The sequence below is a fragment of the Variovorax sp. RTB1 genome (genome assembly GCF_035018765.1).
GTDB lineage: Bacteria > Pseudomonadota > Gammaproteobacteria > Burkholderiales > Burkholderiaceae_C > Variovorax.
Genome location: NZ_JASJXG010000036.1, coordinates 26,351 through 51,099, shown reverse-complemented (window position 1 = coordinate 51,099; position 24,749 = coordinate 26,351). Strand labels below are relative to the sequence as shown.

Below are 24,749 nucleotides of genomic sequence, written 5' to 3'. Positions count from 1 at the left end.
TAACCGCTGTCGGCGCTAATATCTGTACATCCATCCAGTATTGTGCAGTTGCTGGAGCTAAAAGGATACCCCTTATATTAATACAGTGGATTTGAGTTGAAGCCTTTGGTGCACGAACGGATTGCTGCGCCAGTACTTCCCAATGGGTGAGAATATGAGTCGGTACAACGAAAGAGCACTCGACGCAGTAGCTGCGACTCTGAATGGCAGCGCTGTGAATCGCCCCGGTTTTGAACTGACCCCCAGAAGTTGGACATAACTGAGGGGTTCTACTTGAAGAAATACTCGGAGCAAGTCAAGCTTGCGGCCGTCGAGGCGTACCGTTCCGGTGAGCTTGGTTGGAAGGCCACCGCGAAGATCCACGACGTGGAACCTTCGTCGCTACGCAAATGGGTAGCTGCGTACGCGATACACGGGGTCGACGGTGTTCGAGAGAAGCGTCGAGAGCTCTACAGTCGAGAATTTAGACTGAAGGTTCTGCAGCGGATGCGCGACGAGGACCTGTCTTATCGACAAGCAGCTGCGCTGTTCGACATCCGCAGCTTCAACATCATCGGTGCATGGGGGCGCGCGTATGAACGTGATGGAGTGCCTGGCCTGGCTCCCCAGTGGGCTGGGCAGCACAAGCGAATGAAGAGAACAGAAGCCCCTAAATCGGAGGCCCTGCCTGGCGAGGATGAGATGCATACCCGCGAGAAACTGCTTCAGGAACTGAACGCTTTACGCCTGGAGAATGCTTACCTAAAAAAATTGGATGCCTTAGTTCAACAAGCGAAGTCAGCGCCCAACAGAGGACGCAAATCGTGATTGAGCTAAGGCAGCAATACTCCCTTGCGGGCCTGCTGAAGGTGGCCGGGTTGGCACGCAGCACCTTCTACTATCAGCAAGGTGCGCAGAAGCTGGCAGATAAATATGCTGATCTCAAACGTGAGATTCGATCGATCTATGAACGGCAAAACGGCCGCTACGGCTATCGACGCATCACCTCAGCGTTGCGACAACAAGGCCGACCGGTCAATCATAAGACCGTGCAACGACTCATGGATCAGCTGCAGCTGAAGTCGCTCGTGCGCCTGAAAAAGTACCGGTCGTTCAGAGGTGAGCTGGGTCGCGTCGCTCCCAACATCCTGGCCCGGAAGTTCGGAGCGGTCCGTCCAAATGAGAAGTGGGTGACGGACGTGACGGAGTTCAAAGTCGGTAGCGAGAAGCTGTATCTCTCACCGATCATGGACCTGTTCAACGGGGAGATCGTTGCATATGAAACCGCCAACTACCCCCTATTCGGAATGGTGGGAAAGATGTTGGCGAGTGCCTTCAAACGCCTCGGCCCGAACGAGAAGCCGATCTTGCATTCCGATCAGAGCTGGCAATATCGAATGGAAAAATATCGCCGTTACCTCGATGATCGAACGATCACGCAGAGCATGTCCCGAAGAGGTAACTGCCTTGACAATGCATCGATGGAGAGCTTCTTCGGGACGCTGAAATCTGAATTCTTCCATCTCAACAAGTTCGCTAACATTGACGAGCTGCGGGCGGGCCTACGCAGCTACATCCACTACTACAACCATCAACGTCTGAAGCTCAAACTGAATGGCCTGAGCCCGGTCCAGTACCGCATTCAGGCGTTGAGTTGCTAGCTTCTGACTGTCCAACTTCTGGGGGTCAGTTCAAAGCCAGGGCGATTCATATCGCTGGGGGTCGTGTGGCAAAGGAGGCTGGCTTTACGTCCACTGACAGACGTTCCTGCTGCCGGCGCGCATTGCAGAATAGGTAGTGGTGCACGAGACGGCGCATTTGCGTGAGCCGCAGCACACGCCGGAATACTGGCGGTGCGTCGAACGAGCTATGCCGCACTATGAGGAGCAAGGCATGGCTGGCACAACGCGGCATTCGGGTGGAGGCAATATAGGTCCCTACGATTCGCACTGTCTTGGATCCGGATGGGGTCACGCTAGCACCCTTGGGGGGCAAGCTCGAGCGCCTCCAACAATTGCAAACAGGCAGGTTCGATGAAAGATTGAACTTTTCGGCGGGTGGCGAGCTGCAGATTCACCCGTCCCGACCGTGCAGCAGCTCGCCCTGGTTGACCCGCAGTTCGCCACGCTGGTCAATCTTCGCGCGCACGTCGGCTAGCGTAAGCATTCAGGGCGTCCTTGGCCCCGACCGGATTGTCTCGAAACAGCCGAAGAGCCGTGGCAACAAAATTGCGTTCGGCGTCGTTGCAAGTTCGACATCCGGGGTTGTTGTTGCTTTCCATGTCCTGCCAATGGACGTTATCCATGTAGCCGTTTTGTAGCCCGAGCCCAAGTTCAATTTGGCGAGCTACGGCATCGCCAATATTTTTCCGACCGTTGTTGATGTGGCTCAGGTATCGCGCCGAGGTCCCAGTCGCCTCGGCGAAGCGAGCTAGCTTGCCGTGCGTGGGCAAGCGTTTTTGATCTGCGCTGGCAGCGAACGCAGCGAGCTGCGTACTGTAATTGCGCAGGCGGATACCGGTGACGTCCATATTGGCCTTTGTGAATGCAGCCTTGATCGTCTCTTTACGCCCTGCTGTTCGCAACTGTTCGACGCCATTTCCGACTGTTTCGTGAACAGTTGCTCTGCGCTGGCCCATACGTTACGAGTGCTCGCCGCCCATGTCGACCAAGAGGGCCGCGCCATAACGGCGTACCTCCTTATTGAGATGACCGATGTGACGCCGCACTTTTGCCGGCCAACGTGGGTGAGGCGGCTAACATGGCCAAACTCTCCGTTGTCAAATAGTGATGGGGGCAGGACGGCAGACGCTCTTCAGGAACTAACATGCCGTCAGTCACCAAGAGGCTCGGCGCGCTCTGCAACGGGTGATGCAGCGGCGCGGACAACGGGGCATCTTTGGGGGCATAAGTTTTTTCCTAGGGTTGAAGATCCAGCATTCATGCTGGTTATCTGTTGTTTTTCGGTAGACCCCAGCTCCACCACTTTCCTTGATGGGCCAACTCTTACCGGTTGGCCCTTTCTCGTGGCGCGGCTGGGGATCCGTTGATACCGCGTCCTCCATAGCTCGATGAGCCGCGGTTTAGCGCGGCTATAGTCGGTCGGGTTTCGGCGGGGTTCCTCGCCAACCTCGATGACCAGGATCGCCATGTCGGAAACACTGACCTCCGCACTCACCCGGTACTACGACTCGGTGCCGTACGACTCCCACCCGTTTCCCCAAACGGCGGTGGAACACCTCGAAGCGCTGGCGTACATGTTCGGACTCGATGCACCGCGGCCGGAGCACGCGCGCGTGCTCGAACTCGGTTGTGCCTCGGGCGGCAACCTCATCCCTTTCGCTTCCAGGCATTCGGAAGCCACTGCGCTGGGCATCGACCTGTCGACGGTGCAGATCTCGCAGGGTGTCGACGCGATCCGGCTGTCGGGCCTTGCCAATGTCACGCTGCGTGCCTTCGACATCGCTGCAATTGATGCTTCGTTCGGGCAGTTCGATTACATCGTCTGCCACGGCGTCTACAGCTGGGTACCGCCCGAAGTGCAGGACGCCATTCTTCGCGTCTGCTCAGAGAATCTCGCGCCGAATGGCGTCGCATACATCAGCTACAACGTTTATCCGGGCTGGAAGGCGCGTGAGATCGTGCGCGACGCGATGATTCTGCGCGGCGCGCCGCGTGACGAGCCCGACGAGAAGCTCTCTTATGCGCGCGGCATGCTGGAGTTTCTGGAGCAATCGGCTCGGCCCGACAGCGTGCTCAAGAAGACGCTCGAAGAGACGATGCCGATCGTTCGCAGCGCGAACAGCTCGTATCTGCTGCACGAGTTTCTCGAGCCCTGCAATGCGCCGTGCTATTTCAAGCAGTTCGTCGAGCGTGCCGGTGCCCACGGTCTGGCTTACCTGGCCGATGCCGAACCCTCGTCGATGTTCGTCCAGAACTACGGCGAGAAGGTTCGCGATCCGCTGCTGCGCGAGTGCGGCGGCAGCCAGGTTCTGATGGAGCAGTACCTCGACTTTCTGGTCAACCGGACGTTCAGGCAGACACTGCTGGTCAAGCAGGAACGGGCCGGCGATATTCGCTACCGCCTCGATCCCGAACGCAACGACAAGCTCGAATATGCGGGGACCTTCAGCGCGCAAGACGGCACGCCGCTGACCCTCGACAACCGCGAGCAACCCTGCAATGCGATGCGCAACCTGAAGGTGACGTTGCGCCTGCCAGTGCACAAGGCGGTCGCGCAAGTGCTCGATGAAAGCTATCCCGCCACGGTGTCGACCGACGCGCTCATCGCTGCGGTAGCCGAGCGCACAGGTGATCTGCGAACCTCTGTTGAGCCCCTTGTCGCGGCCATGCTCGAAGAGTTGCTGATCCTCGGTGCGGTGCGGATACGGCGAGGCTCCAAGACGGCGGCCATGGCCGTTTCGGATCATCCTGTCGCGTTGGCGGCAATTCGTCGTGCACCCGGCTTGGCGCTGACCGCCGGACCTGCTGCCAGCGTCTGCAACCAATGGCATGAACCCGTGGCGCTGTCGTTGCTAGAGCGCTGCCTGTTGCCGCTGCTCGATGGCTCGCATTCTCATGAAGCATTGGCCGAGCATCTCGCCAGCGAAGCGCGGGCCGAAAGGCTTCGCTTCATCAAGGATGACAAGCCGATCACCGATGCCAATGCTCTCAAGGAGTTCACGCTGAAGCAGGTCGAGCTGGCGCTGGCGGATTTGCGACGCAAGGCGTTGCTCGTTGCATGAGCGTTAGCGGTACCGTGTCTCGAACGGGGACGACAGGCGACTTGAGGCGATCGAGATGGCGATGTGCAGTTGCCGCCGTCCTTGTCTTTTGGAGCGCAACAGCGCAGCAAGCCGATGCGGCGTCGCAAGCGCCGGTAGCCGCCCAAAACGGCATGATCGTTTCGGCGCAGCACCTGGCGACGAAGGTCGGCGTCGATGTGCTGAAGCGCGGCGGCAATGCTGTCGATGCTTCGGTCGCGGTCGGCTATGCACTGGCGGTGGTCTATCCGGCGGCCGGCAACCTGGGGGGTGGCGGCTTCATGACATTGGAGCTGGCGGACGGTCGCAAGACCTTTCTGGACTTTCGCGAAAAAGCACCCTTGGCCGCAACCGCAGACATGTACCTGGACCGCGCTGGTAACGTTGTCGACGGGCTGAGCACGCGCGGCCATTTGGCGGTCGCCATTCCCGGTACCGTGTCGGGGCTCGAGTTCGCGCGCTCGAAGTACGGCACCATGCCGCGCGGCGCCCTGATCGCGCCGGCGATCGCGCTGGCGGAGCGTGGTTTCGCACTGGGGCAGGGCGACATCGACATGCTTCGGACGGCTACCGATGCCTTCAGAAAAGACGCCGCGTCGGCCGCCATATTTCTCAACCACGGCGAGCCCTTTGCGGTCGGCCAGAAGATCGTGCAAAAAGATCTGGCGACGACGCTCAAAGCCATCAGTCGCAACGGCACTAACGGGTTTTACAAGGGTCCTGTCGCGGCCGCCATCGTTGCGTCGAGCCTGGCAGGCAAGGGGCTCATCACACAGGCCGATCTCGACCAATACCAGACGCGCGAGCTGGCGCCCATCGAGTGCGACTACCGCGGCTACCACGTGCTATCGGCGCCGCCACCGAGTTCCGGCGGCGTCATCATCTGCGAGATGCTGAACGTGCTCGAAGGCTATCCGCTGAAAGAGTTGGGCTACCGCTCTGCGCAGGCCGTGCACTACCAGATCGAGGCGATGCGGCATGCCTACGTCGACCGCAATAGTTACCTCGGCGACCCGGACTTCGTGAAGAACCCGCTCGACCGGTTGCTCGACAAGGCTTATGCCGTGAAGATCCGCGCTGCGATCGACCCGAAGAAGGCCGGCATTTCGCAAGACATCAAGCACGGCGTGGCGCCGCACGAAGGCAGCAACACCACCCACTACTCCATCATGGACCGGTGGGGCAACGCGGTGTCGGTAACCTACACGCTGAACGACTGGTTCGGTGCCAAGGTCACGGCCGCGAAGACCGGCGTCTTGCTGAACAACGAAATGGACGACTTCACCTCGAAAGTTGGCGTGCCCAACATGTACGGGCTGGTACAGGGCGAAGCCAATGCGATCGCGCCTGGCAAGCGTCCGCTGAGTTCGATGAGCCCGACCATCGTCAGCAAAGACGGCAAGCCGGTGTTGGTGCTCGGCACGCCGGGCGGCAGCCGCATCATCACGGCGGTATTGCTGACGATCGTGAACATCATCGACTACGGCATGAACGTGCAGGAAGCCGTCGACGCCCCGCGCTTTCATCAGCAGTGGATGCCCGGCGAGACCAGCGCCGAACCTTACGTCTTCAGTCCGGACACCCTGAAATTGCTGACCGAGATGGGTCACCGTTTCACCACCCCGCAACCTGCCAATCACATGGCTGCCATCCTCGTCGGGGCACCGTCGCTTGGCGGCAAACCGGTTGGCAACAACCGCTTTTATGGCGCCAACGACCCGCGACGAAACACGGGTCTGGCCCTCGGATACTGACAAGTGCAACTGCAAGAAATTCTCTACACCCAGGGCTTCGGCACGCGGCGCGTTTGCGCAGGGCTGGTCCAGCAGGGCTACGTCATCATCGGCGGCGCCGTGATCGCCGATCCTTCAGCCGACATCGACGTCGCCGGCCTTCAATTCACGGTGCAGGGCAAGGCGTGGGAGTACCACGACAAGGCTTACCTCATGCTTCACAAGCCGAGCGGCACCGAGTGTTCGCAAAAGCCTTCGACATACCCGAGCATCTACACATTGCTGCCTTCGCCCTTGAGGCTTCGGCCCAATAAAGGCGCAGTGCAGGGCGTACAGGCTGTCGGGCGGCTCGACCAGGATACGACCGGGCTGCTGCTGATGACCGACGACGGCCATTTCATCCATCGCATGGGTTCACCCAAGCACCATGTGCCCAAGGTTTACGAGGTGACGATCAAGCATCCCGTCGATGCCGCCCAGGTCGACAAGTTGCTGGCTGGCGTTGTACTCGACGACGATCCCAAGCCCGTGCGCGCGGCCGCGTGTGAAGCCACCGGCGAGCTGCAATTGCGCCTGACATTGACCGAAGGCAAGTACCACCAGGTCAAGCGAATGGTCGCTGCCGTGGGCAACCGCGTCGAGGCATTGCACCGTTCGCGAATCGGCTCGCTCGTGTTGACCGACGCCTTGCCGGCGGGCCAGTGGCGCTGGCTCGCCGCCGACGAGGTCGAGGCACTTCGAAGCTCACGCTGACGTCAGCCAATGGGCAGGGTCGACCGTTAAAATGAAAAACTTTCTTTCGGACTCATTCTTTTGCGCTCTCTTGTCCTGCCGACCGGCCGCTTCGCGGGCTTTTTGTTGCTGTGTGCCATTGTCGTGGCACCCCTCTTTCGGCCGGCCGTCGCCGCCGAGCTTCCTCCGATCTTTGTTCTGAATTCGCTCGACGCCAGCGTCAGCGTCATCAGTCCCGACGACTGGACCGAGAAGCAGCGCATCACGACCGGCAAGGAGCCGCATCACATCTACATGACGCCAGACGAGAAGTCGGTCATCGTGGCGAATTCGGCGGGTGATTCCCTGACGTTTTTGAACCCGCGCACGGCCGAAGTGCAACGTGTGGTCTACGGCATCATCGATCCGTACCAGCTGCAGTTCTCGCGCGACATGAAGTGGTTCGTCACAGCCGGTAACCGCCTCAATCACGTCGATATCTACCGCTGGGACGGCAAGGACCTGAAGCTTGCCAAGCGCATCCCGACCGGCAAGACGCCGAGCCACATCTGGATCGACGGCACCAGCACGATCGCCTATGTGACGATGCAGGACAGCGACGAGTTGATCTCGATCGACCTCGCCACGCAGGCCATCCGCTGGCGTACACCCACGGGCGCGATGCCGGCCGATATTTTCGGCATCCATGGCGGTAAGACGCTGCTGGTGGGGCTTACCGGAGGCGATAGCGTTCAGGTGTTCGACGTGGCGGGTGCGGAACCCAAGCTGGTTGGCAAGATCCCGACCGGCAAGGGCGCGCATGCCTTCCGCGCGGCTGGCGACGGACGAAGTGTTTTCATCAGCAACCGCGTGGCCAACACGATCAGCCGTATCGACATTCAAACGCTCAAGGTGACCGACGAATATCCCGTGCCTGGCGGCCCGGATTGCATGGACGTGTCCGCCGACGGCAAGACTTTGTATGTGACTTCGCGCTGGGCCAAGAAACTCAGCATCGTCGATCTGGCGAGCCACAAGGTGATTCGGCAAATCAACGTGGGGCGTTCGCCTCACGGTGTCTGGACGCTGGACCATGCCAAGCTCTACTAAGTTCGCGCGTGTTTTCGTCGCACTCATCGTTGCCTGCGCGGTGCCGGTGAGTGCAGTAGCGCAGGGCACTCCAGGCACCCAGAACCCCTGCGAAAAACCCGTCTACCTGACCCTCGACACCGGTCACATGGGCATCGCCCCACTGGTAGCCGACGTGCTTAAGCGCCAAAACGTGCGGGTCACGTTCTTCGCCGCGGCCGAACGCACGCAGACCGATGGCGACAGCCTCGACAACCATTGGGCCGCATGGTGGAAGGCGAGGGCGGCCGAAGGCAACGAGTTCGGCTCGCACACCTATGACCATGTCTATTGGCGCAGCGACGAGAAAAGCGTCGAGCCGCGTTTTCGCGTGCGGCCCTCGGCCGGCGCATTCGCCGGGCGTGAGTTCACATGGAGCGCGGCGGAGTACTGCGAGAACATCGCGAAGTCGTCGGAGCGATTGGCGTTGATCACGGGAAAGAAGCCGCTGCCGTTGTTTCGCGCACCGGGTGGCAAGACCTCTCCGAAGTTGCTCGCCGCCGCCCGCGCTTGCGGCTTCGCTCATGTCGGCTGGGCGCCAGAAGGCTTCCTCGGTGACGAACTGCCGAGCGAAACGTTCAGCAACGAGAAACTGCTCGCGCAGTCGCTCGCCACGATCAAGCCGGGCGATATCCTGCTCGCGCACCTGGGCATCTGGTCGCGCAAGGACCCGTGGGCGCCGGCCGATCTGGAGCCGCTCATCGCCGGTCTCAAGGCCAAGGGCTTCTGCTTCGAAACGCTGCGCCAGCATCCGGATTACCGCGCCTGGATCGCGGCCCATCCTTGACCAGGTGACATCATGGTCGAGTGGCTGACAGATCACTTTTCGGCGCTGCAGGGCTGGTTCTTCGAGTCGGCCGTGCAGCCACTCGTTTATGCCGTCGGTCTCGGTGGCTGGACCGAAGACGCTTTCGACGCAACGGGTTGGCTGCTGGTCGGGCTGATCCAGATTCTGGTGCTGCTGGCAGTCATCGGGCCACTGCAACGCTGGCGGCCGGCCGAGCTGGTGGTCGACAAGCGCGCCATTCGCACCGACATCCTGTACACGTTGATCCACCGCCTCGGGTTTTTCAGGCTCGCGATCTTCTTCTTGCTGCAGCCGGTGTTCGACGATGCACTCGGCAGCCTGCGTGGGTCCGGCTGGGGCACGCTGCATCTCGATGAACTGTGGCCGGGCGTTACCGACGTGCCGTGGATCGCTTTTGCGATGTACCTCGTGGTGCTGGACTTCGTCGAATACCTGATCCATCGCGGTCAACATGGCTTCACTTGGTGGTGGGGCCTGCATTCGCTGCACCACTCGCAGCGGCAGATGACGATGTGGAGCGACAACCGCAACCACCTGCTCGACGACGTGATCCACGACATCATCATCGTGGTCGTGGCGCAGCTGATCGGTGTGGCGCCGGGCCAGTTCATTGCCGTGGTCGCTTTCACACAGCTGAGCGAGAGCCTGCAACATGCCAACTTGAGATTGAGCTTCGGCGCCATCGGCGAGCGGCTGTGGATCAGCCCACGCTTTCACCGGCTCCATCACAGCATCGGTCTCGGGCACGAGTCTGGCGGAGCAAAGACTTTGGGCGGGCACAACTTCGGCGTGCTGCTCCCGTGGTGGGACATGCTATTTCGCACCGTCAACTTCGAGCCGCGCTACGACGCGACAGGCATTCGCGATCAGATCGAGCCTGACGCATCCGGGCGGCTGCGCGACTACGGCCGCGGCTTCTGGGCGCAGCAATTGTTCGCGCTGAAGCGCATGGTGGGCCGCGGCTGACGCTGGCGGTCGTTGGCCAGCGTTATCCTCTCGGCCGATGCGTTTACTCCTCGATTCCTTTTGGCGCGCTGTAGCTTACTGCCTGCGGCCTCGCGTGATGCTGCTGTCCTTTCTGCCGCTTGTCGTGATGGCGGTGCTGGCGGGCGGCATCGGCTATTTCTACTGGGCGCCTGCCGTTGCGTGGACGCGTGAAGCGCTCGACGCCTGGCCACTGTTGTCCAGCGTATGGGGCTGGATCGGCGGGCTCTTTTCGGCAGACCCGCGTACGTTCCTCGCGCCGCTTGCCGTGGTGCTCGCCAGCACGCCGTTGCTGGTCCTCGTGTCGCTCATCGTCGTGGCCGCCTTCATGGCGCCGGCTTTGACACGCCTCGTGGCGGAGCGTCGCTTCCCGGCGCTGGAGCAGAAGAAGGGCGCCTCGATGCTCGGCAGCATCGCGCGCTCCATCGGCGTCACTTTATTGGCGCTGGTCGCGCTTATCGTGTCGATGCCGCTTTGGCTGATTCCGCCGCTCGTATTGATCCTGCCTCCGTTGATCTGGGGCTGGCTCACCTACCGCGTCATGAGCTTCGACGCGCTGGCCGAACACGCCAGTGCCGAAGAACGGGCCACCTTGCTGCGTACCCATCGGCTTCCGTTGCTCGGCATCGGCGTGCTATGCGGTTACCTCGGCGCGGCGCCGAGCATCGTGTGGGCGTCCAGCATTCTTTTCGCGGCCGCTTTTTTCGTGCTGGTGCCGATCGCGATCTGGATCTATACCCTCGTGTTTGCGTTTTCTGCTCTCTGGTTCGCACATTACTGTCTCGATGCGCTCAACCAGCTGCGGGCACAGCGAGGGGCGCTGGCTGCCAACACTGCGGCTGTTCCGCTTCCTTCGATTCCCGATGCATCGGCTTCCCAATGGAGTTCCCCATGACCCGTCAATCCAGTCCCGGGGCCAAGCGCGCCTTCGGCCTCATCATCGTCGGCGACGAGATCCTGTCGGGCAAACGTGTCGACAAGCACATGCCCAAAGTCATAGAACTGCTTGCCGCGCGCGGCCTGCCGCTGGCTTGGGCGGAATACGTCGGCGACGAGCCACTGCGCATCACGGCGGCGCTGGCCCGGGCTTTCGCTTCCGGCGATATCGTCTTTTCTACCGGGGGCATCGGCGCCACGCCCGACGACCATACGCGCCAGTGCGCTGCTGCGGCGCTCGGCGTGCCGCTCGCGCTGCACCCGGAGGCCGAGGTGCTGATCCGCGAGCGGATGCAAGACACGGCCCGTGAGTCGGGCGTACCTTACGAGCCCGATCGCCCCGACAACGTGCACCGTTTGAACATGGGTGTGTTCCCGCTCGGCTCGAACATCATCGTCAACCCGTACAACAAGATTCCGGGCTTCAGCGTGGCCGACGTGCACTTCGTTCCTGGCTTCCCGGTGATGGCTTGGCCGATGATCGAATCGGTGCTCGACAGTCGCTACGCTGGGCTTTTTGCGCACGGCTCGGCGGCTGAAAAATCAGTCATCGTCTTCGGTGCGATGGAAGCCACCCTCACCCCGCTGATGGAAGAGATCGAGCGCACACACGCGGGCATCAAGGTGTTCAGCCTGCCCAGCGTCGACCATCCGACCTACGGGCGGCACATCGAATTGGGCGTCAAGGGCGATCCCGGCGAGATCGAGGCTGCGTATTCACAGCTTCTGGAAGGGTTGCGCACCTTTGATGCGCGTCTTGGCCCTGAATTGGTGCGTTAATTGCGATTGCACCAAGAAGGCGAGCGACCGCCTTCTTTTGGACTCATGGGCCGCAGAACCCAGCCAGGCTCAGGGGACAATGGCACAAAACCTGCATTCATTTCTTCCGCGTTTCCAACCACTATCCCAACAGGAGAACCTGATGTCAAAGACCGTCGCCGATGTACTCAAACTCGTCAAGGAAAGCGAGGTCAAGTTCATCGACTTCCGATTCACCGACACGCGAGGCAAGGAGCAGCACGTGACCGTGCCGGTATCCGCTTTCGATGAAGACAAGTTCACTTCGGGCCACGCGTTCGACGGCTCGTCGATCGCCGGCTGGAAGGGCATCGAAGCGTCGGACATGCAGCTCATGCCCGACCCGAACACCGCCAACATCGATCCGTTTTTTGAAGAAACGACGCTGATCCTCACCTGCGACGTCATCGACCCGGTCGACGGCAAGCCTTACGAGCGCGATCCGCGTTCGCTGGCCAAGCGTGCCGAGGCTTACATGAAGGCCTCCGGCCTGGGCGATACGGCCTACTTCGGACCGGAACCAGAATTCTTCGTGTTCGACAGCGTTCGCTGGAAGAACGACATGTCGGGCTGCTTCGTGAAGATCGATTCCGAAGAGGCTTCGTGGAACACCGACAAGGAATACGAACACGGCAACACCGGCCATCGCCCCGCAACCAAGGGCGGCTACTTTCCGGTTCCGCCAGTCGACAGTTTCCAGGACATGCGCTCCGAAATGTGCCTGGTGCTCGAAGCATTGGGCATTCCGGTCGAAGTGCATCATCACGAAGTCGCGAATGCGGGCCAGATGGAACTCGGCACCAAGTTCAGCACGCTGACACAGCGCGCCGACTGGGTCCAGTTGCAGAAGTACGTGATCCAGAACGTGGCCCACGCCTACGGCAAGACCGCTACCTTCATGCCCAAGCCGATCGTTGGCGACAACGGTTCCGGCATGCACGTGCACCAGTCGGTCTGGAAAGACGGCAAGAACCTGTTTGCGGGCGACGGCTATGCAGGCCTGTCGGAATTCGCGCTGTTCTACATCGGCGGCATCATCAAGCACGCCCGCGCGTTGAACGCCATCACCAATCCTGGAACCAACAGCTACAAGCGCCTGGTCCCCGGATTCGAGGCTCCGGTGAAGCTGGCGTACTCGGCCAAAAATCGCTCGGCTTCGATCCGTATTCCGTTCGTCGCAAACCCCAAGGGCCGCCGCGTCGAAGCGCGCTTCCCTGATCCACTGATGAACCCGTACCTGGGTTTTGCCGCATTGCTGATGGCCGGCCTCGACGGCGTTGAAAACAAAATCCATCCGGGCGAAGCCGCCACCAAGGATCTGTACCATCTGCCGCCGGAAGAAGACGCGCTGATCCCGACCGTGTGCCACAGCCTCGACCAGGCGCTGGAGCATCTCGACAAAGACCGCGCCTTCCTCACCAAGGGCGGCGTGTTCACCGATTCGTACATCGATGCGTACATCGATTTGAAGATGACCGAAGTCACGCGCTTCCGCATGGCGACGCACCCGGTCGAATTCGACATGTACTACTCGCTGTAAACCGGCTTACCCGGTTCACGCGTTAAAAAAGGACGGCCTAGGCCGTCCTTTTCTTTTTGTGGGGAACAAGCCGAAGGTCGTATTGTCGAATTGCACGAAAATGTCAGCTTGATGCGCACTACCTCCACCCCCATGAAGACTGCTTCTTTTCTATTGATGGCCGCCTCGTTCGTCGCATCTCTGGCCGGCGTATCTGCCTTCGCGCAGGAGAAAGTTTTTCGCTGTGGCAACGAATACACCAACAACGCAGCCGACGCGGCCAAGCGCGGCTGCAAGGTGATGGAAGGCGGCAACCTGACGATTGTGCAAGGCACGACGCCGCGTGGCGCTTCGGTTGGCAGTAGCGCCGGTGGCTCTTCGGCCGCAAAGGCACCGGCCGGCAGCCCGCGCGTCGAGGGCTCCGACCAGCGCGCACGCGATGGTGAGGCCCGCTCGGTGCTCGAGTCCGAACTCAAAAAGGCCGAGTCCCGGCAAGCCGAATTGTTGAAGGACTTCAACAATGGCGAGCCCGAGAAGCAGGGCGCGGAGAGTCGCAATTACCAGAAATATCTCGATCGGGTCGCCGAAATGAAGGCCGAGATTGCCCGCAACGAAAGCGACATCGCCGGCATCCGGCGCGAAATAGGCCGCTTGCCGGCTAGAAACTGAGGATGGTTTTCGGCAAGCCCGCCGGCACCGGCAAGCGTTTTCAAACCTTCGATCTTCTCTCTACATTGATCGCCGTCGTCCGCATGGACGGCGCGGTTTCGTTCGCCAACGCCGCGCTTGAAGACGCGCTAGGTACGTCGCGTCGAACGCTTGAAGGTTCACCGTTCGGCAACTGTTTCAATGAGCCGAACGTCTTCCGCACTGCTATCGATGGTGCGCGCAGCAACGACTTTGCGACGCTGCGCTACGAAGCGCTGCTGCGCCGCGGCAGCCACGAAATGATGCCGGTGCAGGTGACCCTGGCGCAAGGCGACAAGCCGGGCGAACTCATCATCGAGCTGATTCCCATCGAGCAGCAAGTGCGGCAAGACCGCGAAGAGCGTTTGCTCGACCAGGCGCAGGCCAACAAGGAACTGATTCGCAATCTGGCGCACGAAATCAAGAACCCGCTCGGCGGCATCCGTGGCGCTGCGCAGCTGCTTCAGATGGAGGTGGAGTCGCGTGATCTTGTCGAGTACACGCAGGTCATCATTCATGAGGCCGACCGGCTGCAGACGCTGGTAGATCGGCTGCTGGCGCCCCATCGGCGGCCGCATGTGGTGGGTGACGTCAACATCCATGAAGTGTGCGAGCGGGTACGCTCGGTGATCTTGGCGGAGTTCCCGCGCGACCTCGACATCGAGCGCGATTTCGACCCGTCACTGCCGGAGTTTCGCGGCGATCGTGAGCAGCTGATTCAGGCCACGCTCAACATCGTTCACAACGCGGCGCAGGCGTTGGCCGAGCGACGCGCGGCCGGCGACGCGCGCATCACGCTCAAGACGCGCGTTGCCCGACAAGTGATCTTCAATAAGCAGTGGTATCGATTGGCACTGGAATTGCATGTCATCGACAACGGACCGGGTGTGCCGGATGCGATCAAGGACCGCATCTTTTACCCACTCGTCTCCGGAAGGGAAGGTGGAACCGGGCTGGGGCTGACGCTAGCGCAGACATTTGTGCAGCAGCACCACGGCCTGATCGAGTGCGACAGCGTACCGGGCCGAACCGATTTCAAAATACTGATACCGCTGCCATAGCGCAGCGATGGCAACAAGGAGCTGCATGAAGCCGATTTGGATAGTGGACGACGACCAGTCGATCCGCTTCGTGCTGGAAAAAGCGCTGCTGCGCGAAGACCTGCCGACACGCAGCTTCACCAACACCCGCGAAGTGCTCGCCGCACTTGAGCTGGCAGCCGACGATGAAACGCAGGGCCCTCAAGTCCTGGTGAGCGACATCCGCATGCCCGGCGGCTCCGGGCTCGACTTGCTCGACAAGATCAAGGCCAAGCACCCCGGCCTGCCCGTCATCATCATGACGGCGTTCTCCGACCTCGATAGCGCCGTTTCCGCGTTCCAGGGAGGCGCTTTCGAATACCTGCCCAAGCCTTTCGATTTGCCGCGCGCAGTCGAGTTGATCCGTCGGGCCGTCGACGAAAGCCAGCGCGAAGAAGTGGCCGAAGAGCGCATGGCCGCCGCCCCCGAAATGCTCGGCCAGGCACCTGCCATGCAGGACGTGTTCCGTGCCATCGGCCGGCTGTCGCAGAGCAACGTGACGGTGCTGATCACCGGTGAATCGGGTTCCGGCAAAGAGCTGGTGGCGCGCGCGTTGCACAAGCATTCGCCGCGCACCAATGGCCCGTTTGTCGCTATCAACACCGCCGCCATTCCCAAGGATTTGCTCGAGAGCGAATTGTTCGGTCACGAGCGCGGCGCCTTCACCGGAGCGCAGACCATGCGACGCGGCCGCTTCGAACAGGCCGAAGGCGGGACGCTGTTTCTCGATGAAATCGGCGACATGCCGTTCGACCTGCAGACGCGTTTATTGCGCGTGCTGAGCGACGGTCACTTCTATCGGGTCGGTGGCCACAACTCTGTCAAGGCGAACGTGCGCGTCATCGCCGCAACCCATCAAGACCTGGAACAGCGCGTCAAGATCGGTGGCTTTCGCGAAGACTTGTTTCACCGGCTCAACGTGATTCGTCTGCGCCTGCCGGCTTTGCGCGAGCGCGGTGAAGATGTGCCCGCGCTCACTCGGCACTTCCTGCAGCAGAGCGCCAAGCAACTCGGCGTCGAGCCCAAGCGCATCTCGGATGCCGCGCTGACGCAGCTTGCGACCTTCGCGTTTCCGGGCAACGTGCGTCAGCTCGAGAATATTTGCCACTGGCTGACCGTCATGGCGCCCGCGCAGCTGGTCGAAACCAAAGACTTGCCGCCCGAGGTGCTGGCGGTGGTGCCGGTCGAAGCGCCGATGCTTTCGCATGCCCAGCCGCAGGTTGCGGCGGTTGCGCCTTCCCATTCGGTCGAGCACATCGCTGTGCCGGCGCCAGTGTTGACCGCCATGACAGAAGCTTCTACCTCCGCGGGTTCTGCAGGCTGGGAATCCGGGCTCGAAGGCGAGGCGCAGGCTCTGCTCGAAGCTGGGCGGAACGATGTCTGGGATGTCTTGTCGAAACGCTTCGAGTCTCGTTTGATTCTCACGGCGCTGGCGAACACGCGCGGCCGGCGCATCGAGGCTGCACAAAAGCTCGGCATCGGACGCAATACGATCACGCGCAAGATCCAGGAGCTCGGCATCGAGTGATGCCGGCCTGCTGCATGCCGGTGTGTGCGGCGGGGTGCCTTACTTCAGCAGTTCGCTCAAGCTCACCGGCTTGATCTTGCCGCCTTCGACAGTCACGACCACCGGATCGACGATGGTGCCGCCCACCGCATCGACGCCCTTGAATTCGCCGGCGTTCTGCTCTTTCGGCATCTTCATCAGCGCGTCGTTCATCTGTGCGCGAATGGCGGCCGCATCGGTGGTCGTACCCGCTGCTTTCATGGCCGCGGCCAGCGCGTGCGTCATGGCGTAGTTGTACGAAGATTCGGTGGTCGGGTCTTTGTCGGCGCCGTACGCCTTGCGGTATGCCGCGGCAAAGGCCTTGGGCCCCGTGCGTTCGTCGTATGAAACCGGCATCACACCAATGGAGCCTTCGAGCATGGCCAGCCCACCGGTGACCTTGGACATCTCATCGAGCTTGGCCTGGTCCATGATTAAAAAACCGCCCTTGAACCCGAGCTCGCGCGCCTGTTTGGCGACCAGCGCGGTTGGCTCCGAAGGGCCGCCTATGAAGAGCACGTCGGGCTTCTCGGCCAGCACCCGGCTCACGCCGCTGTAGAAGTCGGCCGAGCGGTTGTACGACATGGGGTTGTTGGAAACCACCGTGCCGCCGGCCTTGATCCACGCTGGCTCGAACAATGCGCTCCAGTTCTTGGCGTAGTCGTGGTCACCCGGCAGCATGCCGACCTTCTTGCCGTACTTCTTCATCTCGTATTTGGTGAACGGCTCGATGTACGAATTGAACGTCGGAGGAATGCGGATGGTCAGCTTGTTGCCGGTTTCTGTGATCTTGGGCGTGCTCGAGTACGCCATCACGATGAACTTCTCTTGCTCGTTGAAGGCCTGCATGGCGTAGATGCCGCCGGAATGCGGCACGAACACTGCCGCCGTCTGGTATTGCTGCACCAGCCGACGCGCGTTGATGGCTGCTTCAGCCGGGGAGTACTTGTCGTCCAGCGACACGAGTTCGAGCTTGACCTTCTTGCCGGCCACCTCGAGCCCGGCGGCGTTGATCTCCTTGATCGCCATCTCTATGCCGTTGACCACGTTCTTGCCATACAGCGCGGCACCGCCGCTCAACGGGCCGGTGTAGCCGATCTTGACGAGGTCTTGCGCCAAGGCAGAGCCGGCACCCATGGCGCCTATCGCCCCGAGCAGGGTCGTAGCGATGGGCAACAGGGCCAGGCGGCGGCGGAGGGTCGTGGTCTTCATGGTCAGAGTCTCCTGAGGGTTGAAACGAATGGAAGGAAAGTAGCAGCGAGGCGGTGAGGCTCGTTGTCGCGTGCGGTCATGCGCAGGTGATTGTTGGGCCGTACGTTGGTCATGCGATCAGGCGCCGATGTAGGCAGCGCGCACCGCCTCGTTGTTGAGCAATGAATCACGATCGCCTTCGAGCGTGATGCGGCCACGTTCGATGACGTAGGCGCGATGCGCGATCGCCAGCGCCGAGTACGCGTTCTGTTCTGCCAGCAGCACCGTGGTGCCCGCACGGTTGATCCGCTGGATGACCTCGAACACCTGCTTCACGACCAGCGGCGCCAAGCCGAGCGACGGCTCGTCGAGCAGCAACACCTTGGGTCGTCCGAGGATTGCGCGGCCGATCGCCACCATTTGCTGCTGCCCGCCGGACAGCGAGCCGGCCGGGTCGTTCTGCTTTTTTTCGAGAATTGGAAACAGGCCGAACACCTCGTCGAGCGAACGCTTGATGCCGGCTTTGTCGCTGCGGTGGACATAGGCGCCGAGCACCAGATTCTTTTTGACCGACATCATCGGAAAGAGCTTCCGTCCTTCGGGGCAGTGAACAACACCGGCTCCGACGATCTGCGCCGGTCGCTTGCCGACCAACTCGCTGTCGGCGAATCGAATGCTGCCGGCACTCGCTTTTTGAATGCCGCTGGCCGCCATGAAGATCGATGTCTTGCCCGCACCGTTGGCGCCTAGCAGAACCACGAGTTCGCCGGCAGACGCATGCATCGTGACGCCGCTCAGCGCGCGAAAGCTGCCGTAGTGAAGGTCGACGTTTTCAAACCGCAGCATGGTCGGCTCCGGCATGGGTTCCCGCATCGGTCCCGAGGTAGGCTTCGATGACTTGCGGATCGCGGCGGATTTCGGCCGGCGTTCCTTCGGCGATCTTGGCGCCGTTGTTGAGCACGACGATCTTGTCGGCCAGCCGCATGATCATGTCCATCTTGTGTTCGATCAGACACACGGTCTTGCCATGGTCGACCAGCTTTCGAATCAGTGCCGCAAGTCCCACGGTTTCTTCTGGATTGACGCCACCGGCGGGTTCGTCGAGCAATAGCAACTCGGGGTCGGTTGCCAGTGCCAGCGCAAAGGCGACGCGCTTGCGCTCCTCTTGCGTGATGTCGGCGGCGATGCGGTTCGCGATATGGGAGAGGCCGACGAAGTCGAGCGACTCCCGTGCCTTCTCGCGGCACAGGCGCTCTTCGCCTTGGAGCCTCTTGCTGTTGACCACGACATCCCACAGACCCGACTGCGTGCGCAACCGATAGCCGACGATCAGGTTGTCGAGCACCGTTGCGTTGTCGAACAGGTGAGTCGACTGAAAAGTACGTGCAATGCCGAGACCTGCCACCTGATCGGGCCGCAAGCCCGTGACGTCTTGTCCCTTGAATTCGATGCGTCCGGACGTCGGCTTGTGCGTGCCCGCCACCAGGTTGAAGAAGGTGGTCTTGCCGGCGCCGTTGGGGCCGATGATGGCGCTGACCTGGCCGCGCTCGAAGCGCGTGGTGACGTGGTCGACGGCGGTGAGGCCGAAGAAGTGCTTGGTCAGGTCGGTGATCTCAAGCATGGTGCTTTGCCTTCGCCGTCGTTTCGATGAACTGCGTGGTTTCGGCCGCAGCAGACTCCGCTGCATCGGCGCGCCGCGCACGCCGCTTCAGGTAGGTGCCGACGATGCCGTTGGGCAAGAAGATGATGAGCGCGATCAGCACTGGACCGAAGACGACCATGCGGTAGTCCTGCAGGAACTGCAAGCTCTGTGTGAGCCAGGTGACCAGGAAGGTGCCGACCAGTGGTCCGAGCAGCGTGCCGATGCCGCCGACCAGTATGAACATCACGAGGTCGAAGGTCACGGTTTCGCTTGCGAGATCGGGACCGAGAAAGCGCACCTGCCCGGCGTAGAGCGCGCCGGCAAAACCGGCGTACGTCACCGACAGCACGAACGACAGCGTCTTGGTGCGCATCAGGTTGATGCCCAGCGCCTCGGCCAGTTCGTCGCTGTTGCGCACCGCCATGAAGCTGCGCCCGAGCAGCGAGCGCACGATGCGCGCCATGATCCAGATGGCCAGTGCCAGGAAGGCAAGCACCAGGTAGTACTGCGACAGCGGCGTGCCGAACTGCAGCGGGCCGATGCCGCTCGGCGCCGGAATGCCCATGATGCCGACCGGCCCGTGTGTCAGGCTCTCCCACTTTTCGATCAGCAAAAACATGATGTAGCTGATGCACAGCGTGAAGATCGAAAAATAATGGCCCTTGAGCCGCAGCGACAGCAGCCCGACGAAGAAGCCGATGCTGGCCGTCACCAAGCCGGCGAGCACAAATGCGACCCAGAATGGCACCTGGTGATCGACCGTCAGGATGCCTACCGTGTACGCGCCGACCGCCATGAAAGCGCCGTGCGCCAGGTTGAACTGGCCGGTGTAGCCGGTGATGAGGTTGAGCCCCAGTGCCGCGATCGCCATGATGAAGGCTTGCGTTGCGACAGAGAGCAGGTAGTTGTTCTGCGCGAAGAGCGGAAAGATCAGCGCAACGACCGCCAGCAGGGCCCAGCCGGCTTTGCCTTCGAGCAGCTTCATCAGCGCGCTCCCTTGGGGGTGAAGAGGCCCTGCGGTCTGAACGACAGGATCACCACCAACAGAACGAAGGCGATGATGTCCTTGTAGTCGGTCGAGAAATAGAAGCCGCCAAAGCTCTCCGCCATGCCGATGATCAGGCCGCCCACGATGGCACCCGGAAAGCTGCCCATGCCGCCGAGGATGATGATGACGAAGGCCTTGGTGATCACCAGGTTTCCCATCGCCGGATACACCAGGTTGATGGGCGCATAGAGCACCGCAGCGATAGCGGCGAGCGCCCCTGAAATTGCGAATACCAGCAGCGTTACGCGCGTGGCGTCGATGCCGACCAGCGCGGCGCCATCGCGGTTTTGCGCCATCGCAATGATGGTCGAGCCGATCACGGTGTAGTTCAGGAACAGGTGCAGCAAGATCATCAGGCTGAACGCGCCCGCGATGATCAGCAGACGCTGCAGCGGCGCGGTCAATCCAAAGATTTCAACGACCTGTCCATAAGGCGTTGGCATGCGATGAAACTCGGCGCCGAACACGGCCTGCGCGCCGGCTTCGAGGAACAGCAGGATGCCGATGGCCGCGATCATGTCGTGCAGTTCTGGCGCGTTGCGCAGCGGGTGAAACACGAGTCGGTCGGCCAGCATTGCCAGCACCGCCACGGCCGCGGCGGCACCGAGCATGGCGATCCAGTAATTGAGCCCGAGCGCCGTCATCAGGTAGTAGCCGACGAACGCACCGGCCATGTAGAACGTGCCGTGCGCGAAGTTAGGGACGTGAAGAATGCCGTACACCAGCGTGAGGCCGAGCGCCACCAGGCTGTACACGCCGCCCACGGTCAGGCCGTTGAGCAATTGCTGAAAAAAAAGTTCCAAATCGATCCCCTGCACAACTCCTGCGCGACGCTCGAAAGCACGTCTACAACGCAGGCCCGCGATTGTGGAAGCTGGGGTCGCTCTCGTCGACTGAGGTTTGCCCGAAGACTCGCTGTCGCCTCAGTGACTGATCGGTGCAACGTTGGTCGCGAGGTCCAGGGAAACGAGGTCCATGGAAAGCTAGCGCGAGCGCTGGCCGAGCGTCAACGAATCAAGCTGGAAGTTGCCGCCCTTGTCCCAAAGCCAGGTCTCGACATAGGTGTGGGCGCCGAGCTTGCCGGGACTCGGTAACGGCGACGCCTCCTTGATGAGTTCGGCGATCTTCGGGGGCACCTCAGGTGCGTGACTCGGCACGCGGCTGTAGAAAACGTTGATCACCTTGCCGTTCGCATCGACATCAGTCTCGACTACGACGACTGCGTAAACCAGCGGCGGAATCTTGCCCTTGAAGATGCGCTTTGGGTAGATCTTGTAGATGTGCGCTGCGGCAATCTTGCGATAGCTTTTGACAGCTGGTGTCTGCGCACTAATGAGTCGCACCGTCGGTACATCCGAATTGGCTTCAGCCGCCTTTTCCGATGCGGTTGCTGCAGATTCTTTGGCCGCTTCTTTCTCGTCCGACTTGAAGAGACCACATCCCGCGAGCAGGGACGACAGCGCGAGCGACAGGACGAGGCCTGAAAGAAGGCAATAGCGACGCATCGGTTCAGCCACCGAGCGCGAGTGTCACCGGCGCATGGTCGCTCGGCTTCTCCCATTTGCGGGGGACGCGATCGACCGTGCAGCTCTTTGCGAGTGGTACCAATGGCCCACTGACAAGGATGTGGTCGATGCGCAGGCCACGGTTTTTCTGGTACCCCAGCATCCGGTAGTCCCACCACGAGTAGCTCTTTTCTGGCTGCTCGAAAAGCCGGAAGCTGTCGGTCAAGCCGAGCGCCAGCAAGGCCTTGAAGTGGTCGCGCTCTTCAGTCGTGTGATGAATGGTCTCGGCCAGCCCGATAGGGTCGAAGCTGTCGCGGTCTTCCAGCACGATGTTGAAATCGCCGAGCAGCACCAGCTTCGGGTGTGCGGCCATTTCCGCGCGAAGCCACTCGCGCAAGCCATCGAGCCAGCGCATCTTGTAGGCGAACTTGTCGCTGCCCGGCGCCTGCCCGTTGACGAAGTAGCCGTTGACGACGCGCACATCGCCAATCGGCGTTTCGAGCGTGGCGCTGATTACGCGCGAATGTTCGTCGACGAATCCACCGATGTTTTTCGCGACGTCGCGCATCGGCAGGCGGCTCAGGATCGCGACGCCGTTGTACGTCTTCTGGCCGAACACCGCAGCGTCGTAGCCGGCCGCCTTGAGTACATCGAGCGGAAACTTTTCGTCGCTCATCTTGAGCTCTTGCAGGCACAGCACATCGATGGGATTGGCGGCAAGCCAGTCGAGCACGTGCTGCAGGCGAGCGGTCAGGGAATTTACGTTCCAGGTGGCGATCTTCATGGTCGTTCCATCGTGACGAAGCTGAACCGCAGTCCGTTCGTCGAGGTGTGGGGAGTGCGGGAGGTCTCGTGCCAGCCAGCCGCCATTGCAGGCGCAAACGCATCGCCCTCGTAATCGCGATGAATCTCGGTGATGACTGCGCGCTGCGCCAGCGGTTCGGCCTCCGCATAGATCTCCGCGCCGCCGATCACCCAAACTTCGGGTGCTTGCGTCTGTTTGGCGTGGGCCAGCGCATCGAGAAGGCTCGATGCGGTTTGCGCGCCTTCTTCGTGCCAGGCTTGCTGACGCGTCACGACTATGTTGGTGCGGCCCGGCAGCGGCCGGAATCTGGGTGGCAGTGAGTCCCAGGTCTTGCGACCCATGATCACCGGCGCCTTGGCAGTCTGCGCCTTGAAGTGCGCCATGTCTTCCGGCAAGTGCCAAGGCAAGGTGCCGTTCGCGCCAATGACGCCATTGGCCGCACGCGCGAAGATGAGGTTGATGCGCATCACACAGCGACCGGTGCCTTGATGGCCGGATGCGGGTCGTAGCCTTCGAACGCGAAGTCTTCGTACTGGTAGTCGAAGATCGACTCGGGCTTGCGCTTGATCACCAGCGTCGGATACGGGTGCGGCGTGCGGCTTAGTTGGAGCGCGACTTGCTCCGCGTGGTTGCTGTAGATGTGGCAGTCGCCGCCGGTCCAGACGAAGTCGCCGACATCGAGATCGCACTGCTGCGCGACCATGTGCGTGAGCAGTGCGTAGCTCGCGATGTTGAAAGGAACGCCCAGGAAGATGTCGGCGCTGCGCTGATAGAGCTGGCAGCTCAGCTTGCCGCGCTCACCTTCGTTTTGCGGCGGTGCCACGTAGAACTGGAAGAAGGCGTGACATGGCATCAACGCCATCTTCGACAGCTCGGCCACGTTCCATGCACTCACGATGATGCGGCGCGAATCCGGATTGGTCTTGAGCGTCTTGATGACGTCGGAGATCTGGTCGATGTGGCCGCCGTCCGGCGTCGGCCAGCTCCTCCACTGCACGCCATACACCGGGCCGAGGTCGCCGTCCTCGCGTGCCCACTCGTTCCAGATCGTGACGCCGCGCTCGGTCAGCCAGTTGTTGTCGCTGGAGCCGGTGAGAAACCACAGCAGTTCCTGAATGATCGACTTGACGTGCACCTTCTTCGTCGTGATCAGCGGAAAGCCCTCGTTCAAGTCGAGGCGCATCTGGTAGCCGAACACGCTCTTCGTGCCGGTGCCGGTGCGGTCACTCTTGTGCACGCCGTGCGTGTCGACGTGGCGCATGAAGTCTTCGTATTGGGAACGAACGGGATAAGGACTTGTCATTTCAATAGCCTCCGAACAATGCGTCGAGGGCATCCTGGATTTGAAGTTGGTGGGTAGCAATGTTGACGACGGGTCGACGCAACTCTCCTATGGGAATAGCACCGATCGAGGCCGTGTCCATGACGACGGATTTCCCCGCAACTTCAAACTGAGGGTTCAACCCGCGCACCGGGGTACTGTATCGACCGGCAGCGAAAAGTGGCACGACCACGCGCGTTTCAAAGCCAGCAAGGTAGTCGCTCTGCACGTCAAGTATGAAAGGAATCGCGGTGCGGCCGGCCGCTTCAGGGTTCGCGTAGACATCGAAGCGTGCCATCAGGCTTTCTTCCCATCGCCGAGGCTGCGCGCAAAGGTTCTGTATTTGGCCAAAGGCAGACCTTCTTTGGCGATTCGTGCGTTGTGCGCCGCGACGCCTTGTTGGCTCTCTTCAGCCCACTTTTCCCAGTAACGGCGCTTCACCTCTTCCGCCAGCAAGCCATCGACGGTTTGCGAAACATTCATGCCGAGCTCGCGCGCCATTTCCAGCACCTTGCTGTTCAGCGAAAGGTTGGTTGCCTTCTTGGGTGCGTTATCGAAGTGGAGCAT

Annotated in this window: 26 protein-coding genes; 14 read left to right on the top strand and 12 right to left on the bottom strand. The window is 61.2% G+C overall.

Translation table 11 applies throughout. The features are described 5' to 3' along the window. Nucleotides 1-273: 273 nt before the first annotated feature. Nucleotides 274-1,640 (top strand): IS3 family transposase gene (locus QN397_RS19370; protein WP_323501653.1). Its coding sequence is split into 2 segments (ribosomal slippage): nt 274-754 and nt 754-1,640, totalling 1,368 coding nucleotides; the frame shifts between segments, so codons are not numbered across the junction. 136 nt (nt 1,641-1,776) lie between these two features. Continuing rightward, nucleotides 1,777-2,016, top strand: a complete 240-nt coding sequence (locus QN397_RS19365; protein ID WP_323501652.1) for a M48 family metallopeptidase — start codon at nt 1,777-1,779, stop codon at nt 2,014-2,016. A 94-nt stretch (nt 2,017-2,110) separates the two neighbouring features. On the opposite strand, the gene QN397_RS19360 is transcribed toward QN397_RS19365, so the two are convergent. Continuing rightward, nucleotides 2,111-2,617 (bottom strand): hypothetical protein, encoded by a 507-nt coding sequence (locus QN397_RS19360; RefSeq protein WP_323501651.1) that lies wholly within the window; start codon nt 2,615-2,617, stop codon nt 2,111-2,113. A 510-nt stretch (nt 2,618-3,127) separates the two neighbouring features. On the opposite strand from QN397_RS19360, the gene QN397_RS19355 reads away from it, so the two are divergent. From QN397_RS19355 to ntrC, 12 genes are all read left to right on the top strand, one after another. Beyond that, entirely contained in the window at nt 3,128-4,723 is a 1,596-nt protein-coding gene (locus QN397_RS19355; RefSeq protein WP_323497370.1) for a class I SAM-dependent methyltransferase, read from the top strand. Then, complete coding sequence (ggt, locus tag QN397_RS19350; protein ID WP_416352344.1) at nt 4,720-6,495, top strand: gamma-glutamyltransferase; 1,776 nt, start codon at nt 4,720-4,722, stop codon at nt 6,493-6,495. Before QN397_RS19355 ends, ggt begins: the two co-directional genes overlap by 4 nt. Nucleotides 6,496-6,498: 3 nt before the next feature. Continuing rightward, nucleotides 6,499-7,227: a 16S rRNA pseudouridine(516) synthase gene (locus QN397_RS19345; RefSeq protein ID WP_323501649.1), complete on the top strand. Its 729-nt coding sequence runs from the start codon at nt 6,499-6,501 to the stop codon at nt 7,225-7,227. A gap of 105 nt (nt 7,228-7,332) precedes the next feature. Further along, the gene (locus QN397_RS19340) at nt 7,333-8,295 is read left to right on the top strand and encodes a YncE family protein (RefSeq protein WP_323501654.1); all 963 of its coding nucleotides are present in this window, start codon (nt 7,333-7,335) and stop codon (nt 8,293-8,295) included. Then, a complete protein-coding gene (locus QN397_RS19335) occupies nt 8,279-9,100 on the top strand; it encodes a polysaccharide deacetylase family protein (RefSeq protein ID WP_323497367.1) in 822 nt (273 codons plus the stop codon). Before QN397_RS19340 ends, QN397_RS19335 begins: the two co-directional genes overlap by 17 nt. 12 nt (nt 9,101-9,112) lie before the next feature. Next, on the top strand, nt 9,113-10,087 hold the full coding sequence (locus QN397_RS19330) for a sterol desaturase family protein (RefSeq protein WP_323497366.1): 975 nt from the start codon (nt 9,113-9,115) through the stop codon (nt 10,085-10,087). 37 nt (nt 10,088-10,124) lie between these two features. Then, nucleotides 10,125-11,000, top strand: coding sequence for an EI24 domain-containing protein (locus QN397_RS19325; protein ID WP_323497364.1), 876 nt, complete (start codon nt 10,125-10,127; stop codon nt 10,998-11,000). Continuing rightward, the gene (locus QN397_RS19320) at nt 10,997-11,821 is read left to right on the top strand and encodes a competence/damage-inducible protein A (protein WP_323497363.1); all 825 of its coding nucleotides are present in this window, start codon (nt 10,997-10,999) and stop codon (nt 11,819-11,821) included. Before QN397_RS19325 ends, QN397_RS19320 begins: the two co-directional genes overlap by 4 nt. A gap of 142 nt (nt 11,822-11,963) precedes the next feature. After that, on the top strand, nt 11,964-13,379 hold the full coding sequence (gene glnA, locus QN397_RS19315; protein ID WP_323497362.1) for a type I glutamate--ammonia ligase: 1,416 nt from the start codon (nt 11,964-11,966) through the stop codon (nt 13,377-13,379). A 132-nt stretch (nt 13,380-13,511) separates the two neighbouring features. Then, complete coding sequence (locus QN397_RS19310; protein ID WP_323497361.1) at nt 13,512-14,027, top strand: hypothetical protein; 516 nt, start codon at nt 13,512-13,514, stop codon at nt 14,025-14,027. A gap of 2 nt (nt 14,028-14,029) precedes the next feature. Beyond that, complete coding sequence (gene glnL, locus QN397_RS19305) at nt 14,030-15,106, top strand: nitrogen regulation protein NR(II) (RefSeq protein ID WP_323497360.1); 1,077 nt, start codon at nt 14,030-14,032, stop codon at nt 15,104-15,106. A 25-nt stretch (nt 15,107-15,131) separates the two neighbouring features. Next, complete coding sequence (ntrC, locus tag QN397_RS19300) at nt 15,132-16,652, top strand: nitrogen regulation protein NR(I) (protein WP_323497359.1); 1,521 nt, start codon at nt 15,132-15,134, stop codon at nt 16,650-16,652. A 39-nt stretch (nt 16,653-16,691) separates the two neighbouring features. Here ntrC and QN397_RS19295 read toward each other — a convergent pair whose 3' ends face one another. The 11 genes from QN397_RS19295 to QN397_RS19245 all read right to left on the bottom strand — a co-directional run bounded on the left by QN397_RS19295 (nt 16,692) and on the right by QN397_RS19245 (nt 24,749). Next, a complete protein-coding gene (locus tag QN397_RS19295; RefSeq protein ID WP_323497358.1) occupies nt 16,692-17,882 on the bottom strand; it encodes an ABC transporter substrate-binding protein in 1,191 nt (396 codons plus the stop codon). 117 nt (nt 17,883-17,999) lie between these two features. After that, a complete protein-coding gene (locus QN397_RS19290; RefSeq protein WP_187051092.1) occupies nt 18,000-18,707 on the bottom strand; it encodes an ABC transporter ATP-binding protein in 708 nt (235 codons plus the stop codon). Beyond that, nucleotides 18,694-19,482 carry an ABC transporter ATP-binding protein gene (locus QN397_RS19285; protein WP_187051093.1) on the bottom strand — a complete coding sequence of 263 codons (789 nt, stop codon included), beginning with the start codon at nt 19,480-19,482 and terminating at the stop codon, nt 18,694-18,696. Before QN397_RS19285 ends, QN397_RS19290 begins: the two co-directional genes overlap by 14 nt. Continuing rightward, nucleotides 19,475-20,488 carry a branched-chain amino acid ABC transporter permease gene (locus tag QN397_RS19280; protein ID WP_323497357.1) on the bottom strand — a complete coding sequence of 338 codons (1,014 nt, stop codon included), beginning with the start codon at nt 20,486-20,488 and terminating at the stop codon, nt 19,475-19,477. Before QN397_RS19280 ends, QN397_RS19285 begins: the two co-directional genes overlap by 8 nt. After that, nucleotides 20,488-21,354 (bottom strand): branched-chain amino acid ABC transporter permease, encoded by an 867-nt coding sequence (locus tag QN397_RS19275; protein WP_323497356.1) that lies wholly within the window; start codon nt 21,352-21,354, stop codon nt 20,488-20,490. The genes QN397_RS19280 and QN397_RS19275 overlap by 1 nt, the downstream gene beginning before the upstream one ends. 180 nt (nt 21,355-21,534) lie before the next feature. Continuing rightward, nucleotides 21,535-22,068 (bottom strand): hypothetical protein, encoded by a 534-nt coding sequence (locus tag QN397_RS19270; protein WP_323497355.1) that lies wholly within the window; start codon nt 22,066-22,068, stop codon nt 21,535-21,537. Then, entirely contained in the window at nt 22,061-22,840 is a 780-nt protein-coding gene (xth, locus tag QN397_RS19265) for an exodeoxyribonuclease III (RefSeq protein ID WP_323497354.1), read from the bottom strand. Before xth ends, QN397_RS19270 begins: the two co-directional genes overlap by 8 nt. Further along, nucleotides 22,837-23,328: a dihydrofolate reductase gene (locus tag QN397_RS19260; RefSeq protein WP_323497443.1), complete on the bottom strand. Its 492-nt coding sequence runs from the start codon at nt 23,326-23,328 to the stop codon at nt 22,837-22,839. The genes xth and QN397_RS19260 overlap by 4 nt, the downstream gene beginning before the upstream one ends. Then, nucleotides 23,328-24,164, bottom strand: a complete 837-nt coding sequence (locus QN397_RS19255; RefSeq protein WP_323497353.1) for a thymidylate synthase — start codon at nt 24,162-24,164, stop codon at nt 23,328-23,330. The genes QN397_RS19260 and QN397_RS19255 overlap by 1 nt, the downstream gene beginning before the upstream one ends. Before the next feature lies 1 nt (nt 24,165). Next, on the bottom strand, nt 24,166-24,480 hold the full coding sequence (locus tag QN397_RS19250) for a CcdB family protein (protein WP_323497352.1): 315 nt from the start codon (nt 24,478-24,480) through the stop codon (nt 24,166-24,168). Continuing rightward, the gene (locus QN397_RS19245; RefSeq protein WP_323497351.1) at nt 24,480-24,749 is read right to left on the bottom strand and encodes a type II toxin-antitoxin system CcdA family antitoxin; all 270 of its coding nucleotides are present in this window, start codon (nt 24,747-24,749) and stop codon (nt 24,480-24,482) included. The genes QN397_RS19250 and QN397_RS19245 overlap by 1 nt, the downstream gene beginning before the upstream one ends.

What these genes read in the sequence shown, in the direction of transcription:
- QN397_RS19360 (WP_323501651.1), bottom strand. Translation starts at nt 2,617, where the DNA reads ATGGGCCAGCGCAGAGCAACTGTTCACGAAACAGTCGGAAATGGCGTC.
- QN397_RS19355 (WP_323497370.1), top strand. Translation starts at nt 3,128, where the DNA reads ATGTCGGAAACACTGACCTCCGCACTCACCCGGTACTACGACTCGGTG.
- ggt (WP_416352344.1), top strand. Translation starts at nt 4,720, where the DNA reads ATGAGCGTTAGCGGTACCGTGTCTCGAACGGGGACGACAGGCGACTTG.
- QN397_RS19335 (WP_323497367.1), top strand. Translation starts at nt 8,279, where the DNA reads ATGCCAAGCTCTACTAAGTTCGCGCGTGTTTTCGTCGCACTCATCGTT.
- QN397_RS19330 (WP_323497366.1), top strand. Translation starts at nt 9,113, where the DNA reads ATGGTCGAGTGGCTGACAGATCACTTTTCGGCGCTGCAGGGCTGGTTC.
- QN397_RS19325 (WP_323497364.1), top strand. Translation starts at nt 10,125, where the DNA reads ATGCGTTTACTCCTCGATTCCTTTTGGCGCGCTGTAGCTTACTGCCTG.
- QN397_RS19320 (WP_323497363.1), top strand. Translation starts at nt 10,997, where the DNA reads ATGACCCGTCAATCCAGTCCCGGGGCCAAGCGCGCCTTCGGCCTCATC.
- glnA (WP_323497362.1), top strand. Translation starts at nt 11,964, where the DNA reads ATGTCAAAGACCGTCGCCGATGTACTCAAACTCGTCAAGGAAAGCGAG.
- QN397_RS19310 (WP_323497361.1), top strand. Translation starts at nt 13,512, where the DNA reads ATGAAGACTGCTTCTTTTCTATTGATGGCCGCCTCGTTCGTCGCATCT.
- glnL (WP_323497360.1), top strand. Translation starts at nt 14,030, where the DNA reads ATGGTTTTCGGCAAGCCCGCCGGCACCGGCAAGCGTTTTCAAACCTTC.
- ntrC (WP_323497359.1), top strand. Translation starts at nt 15,132, where the DNA reads ATGAAGCCGATTTGGATAGTGGACGACGACCAGTCGATCCGCTTCGTG.
- QN397_RS19295 (WP_323497358.1), bottom strand. Translation starts at nt 17,882, where the DNA reads ATGAAGACCACGACCCTCCGCCGCCGCCTGGCCCTGTTGCCCATCGCT.
- QN397_RS19290 (WP_187051092.1), bottom strand. Translation starts at nt 18,707, where the DNA reads ATGCTGCGGTTTGAAAACGTCGACCTTCACTACGGCAGCTTTCGCGCG.
- QN397_RS19285 (WP_187051093.1), bottom strand. Translation starts at nt 19,482, where the DNA reads ATGCTTGAGATCACCGACCTGACCAAGCACTTCTTCGGCCTCACCGCC.
- QN397_RS19280 (WP_323497357.1), bottom strand. Translation starts at nt 20,488, where the DNA reads ATGAAGCTGCTCGAAGGCAAAGCCGGCTGGGCCCTGCTGGCGGTCGTT.
- xth (WP_323497354.1), bottom strand. Translation starts at nt 22,840, where the DNA reads ATGAAGATCGCCACCTGGAACGTAAATTCCCTGACCGCTCGCCTGCAG.
- QN397_RS19260 (WP_323497443.1), bottom strand. Translation starts at nt 23,328, where the DNA reads ATGCGCATCAACCTCATCTTCGCGCGTGCGGCCAATGGCGTCATTGGC.
- QN397_RS19255 (WP_323497353.1), bottom strand. Translation starts at nt 24,164, where the DNA reads ATGACAAGTCCTTATCCCGTTCGTTCCCAATACGAAGACTTCATGCGC.
- QN397_RS19250 (WP_323497352.1), bottom strand. Translation starts at nt 24,480, where the DNA reads ATGGCACGCTTCGATGTCTACGCGAACCCTGAAGCGGCCGGCCGCACC.
- QN397_RS19245 (WP_323497351.1), bottom strand. Translation starts at nt 24,749, where the DNA reads ATGCTCCACTTCGATAACGCACCCAAGAAGGCAACCAACCTTTCGCTG.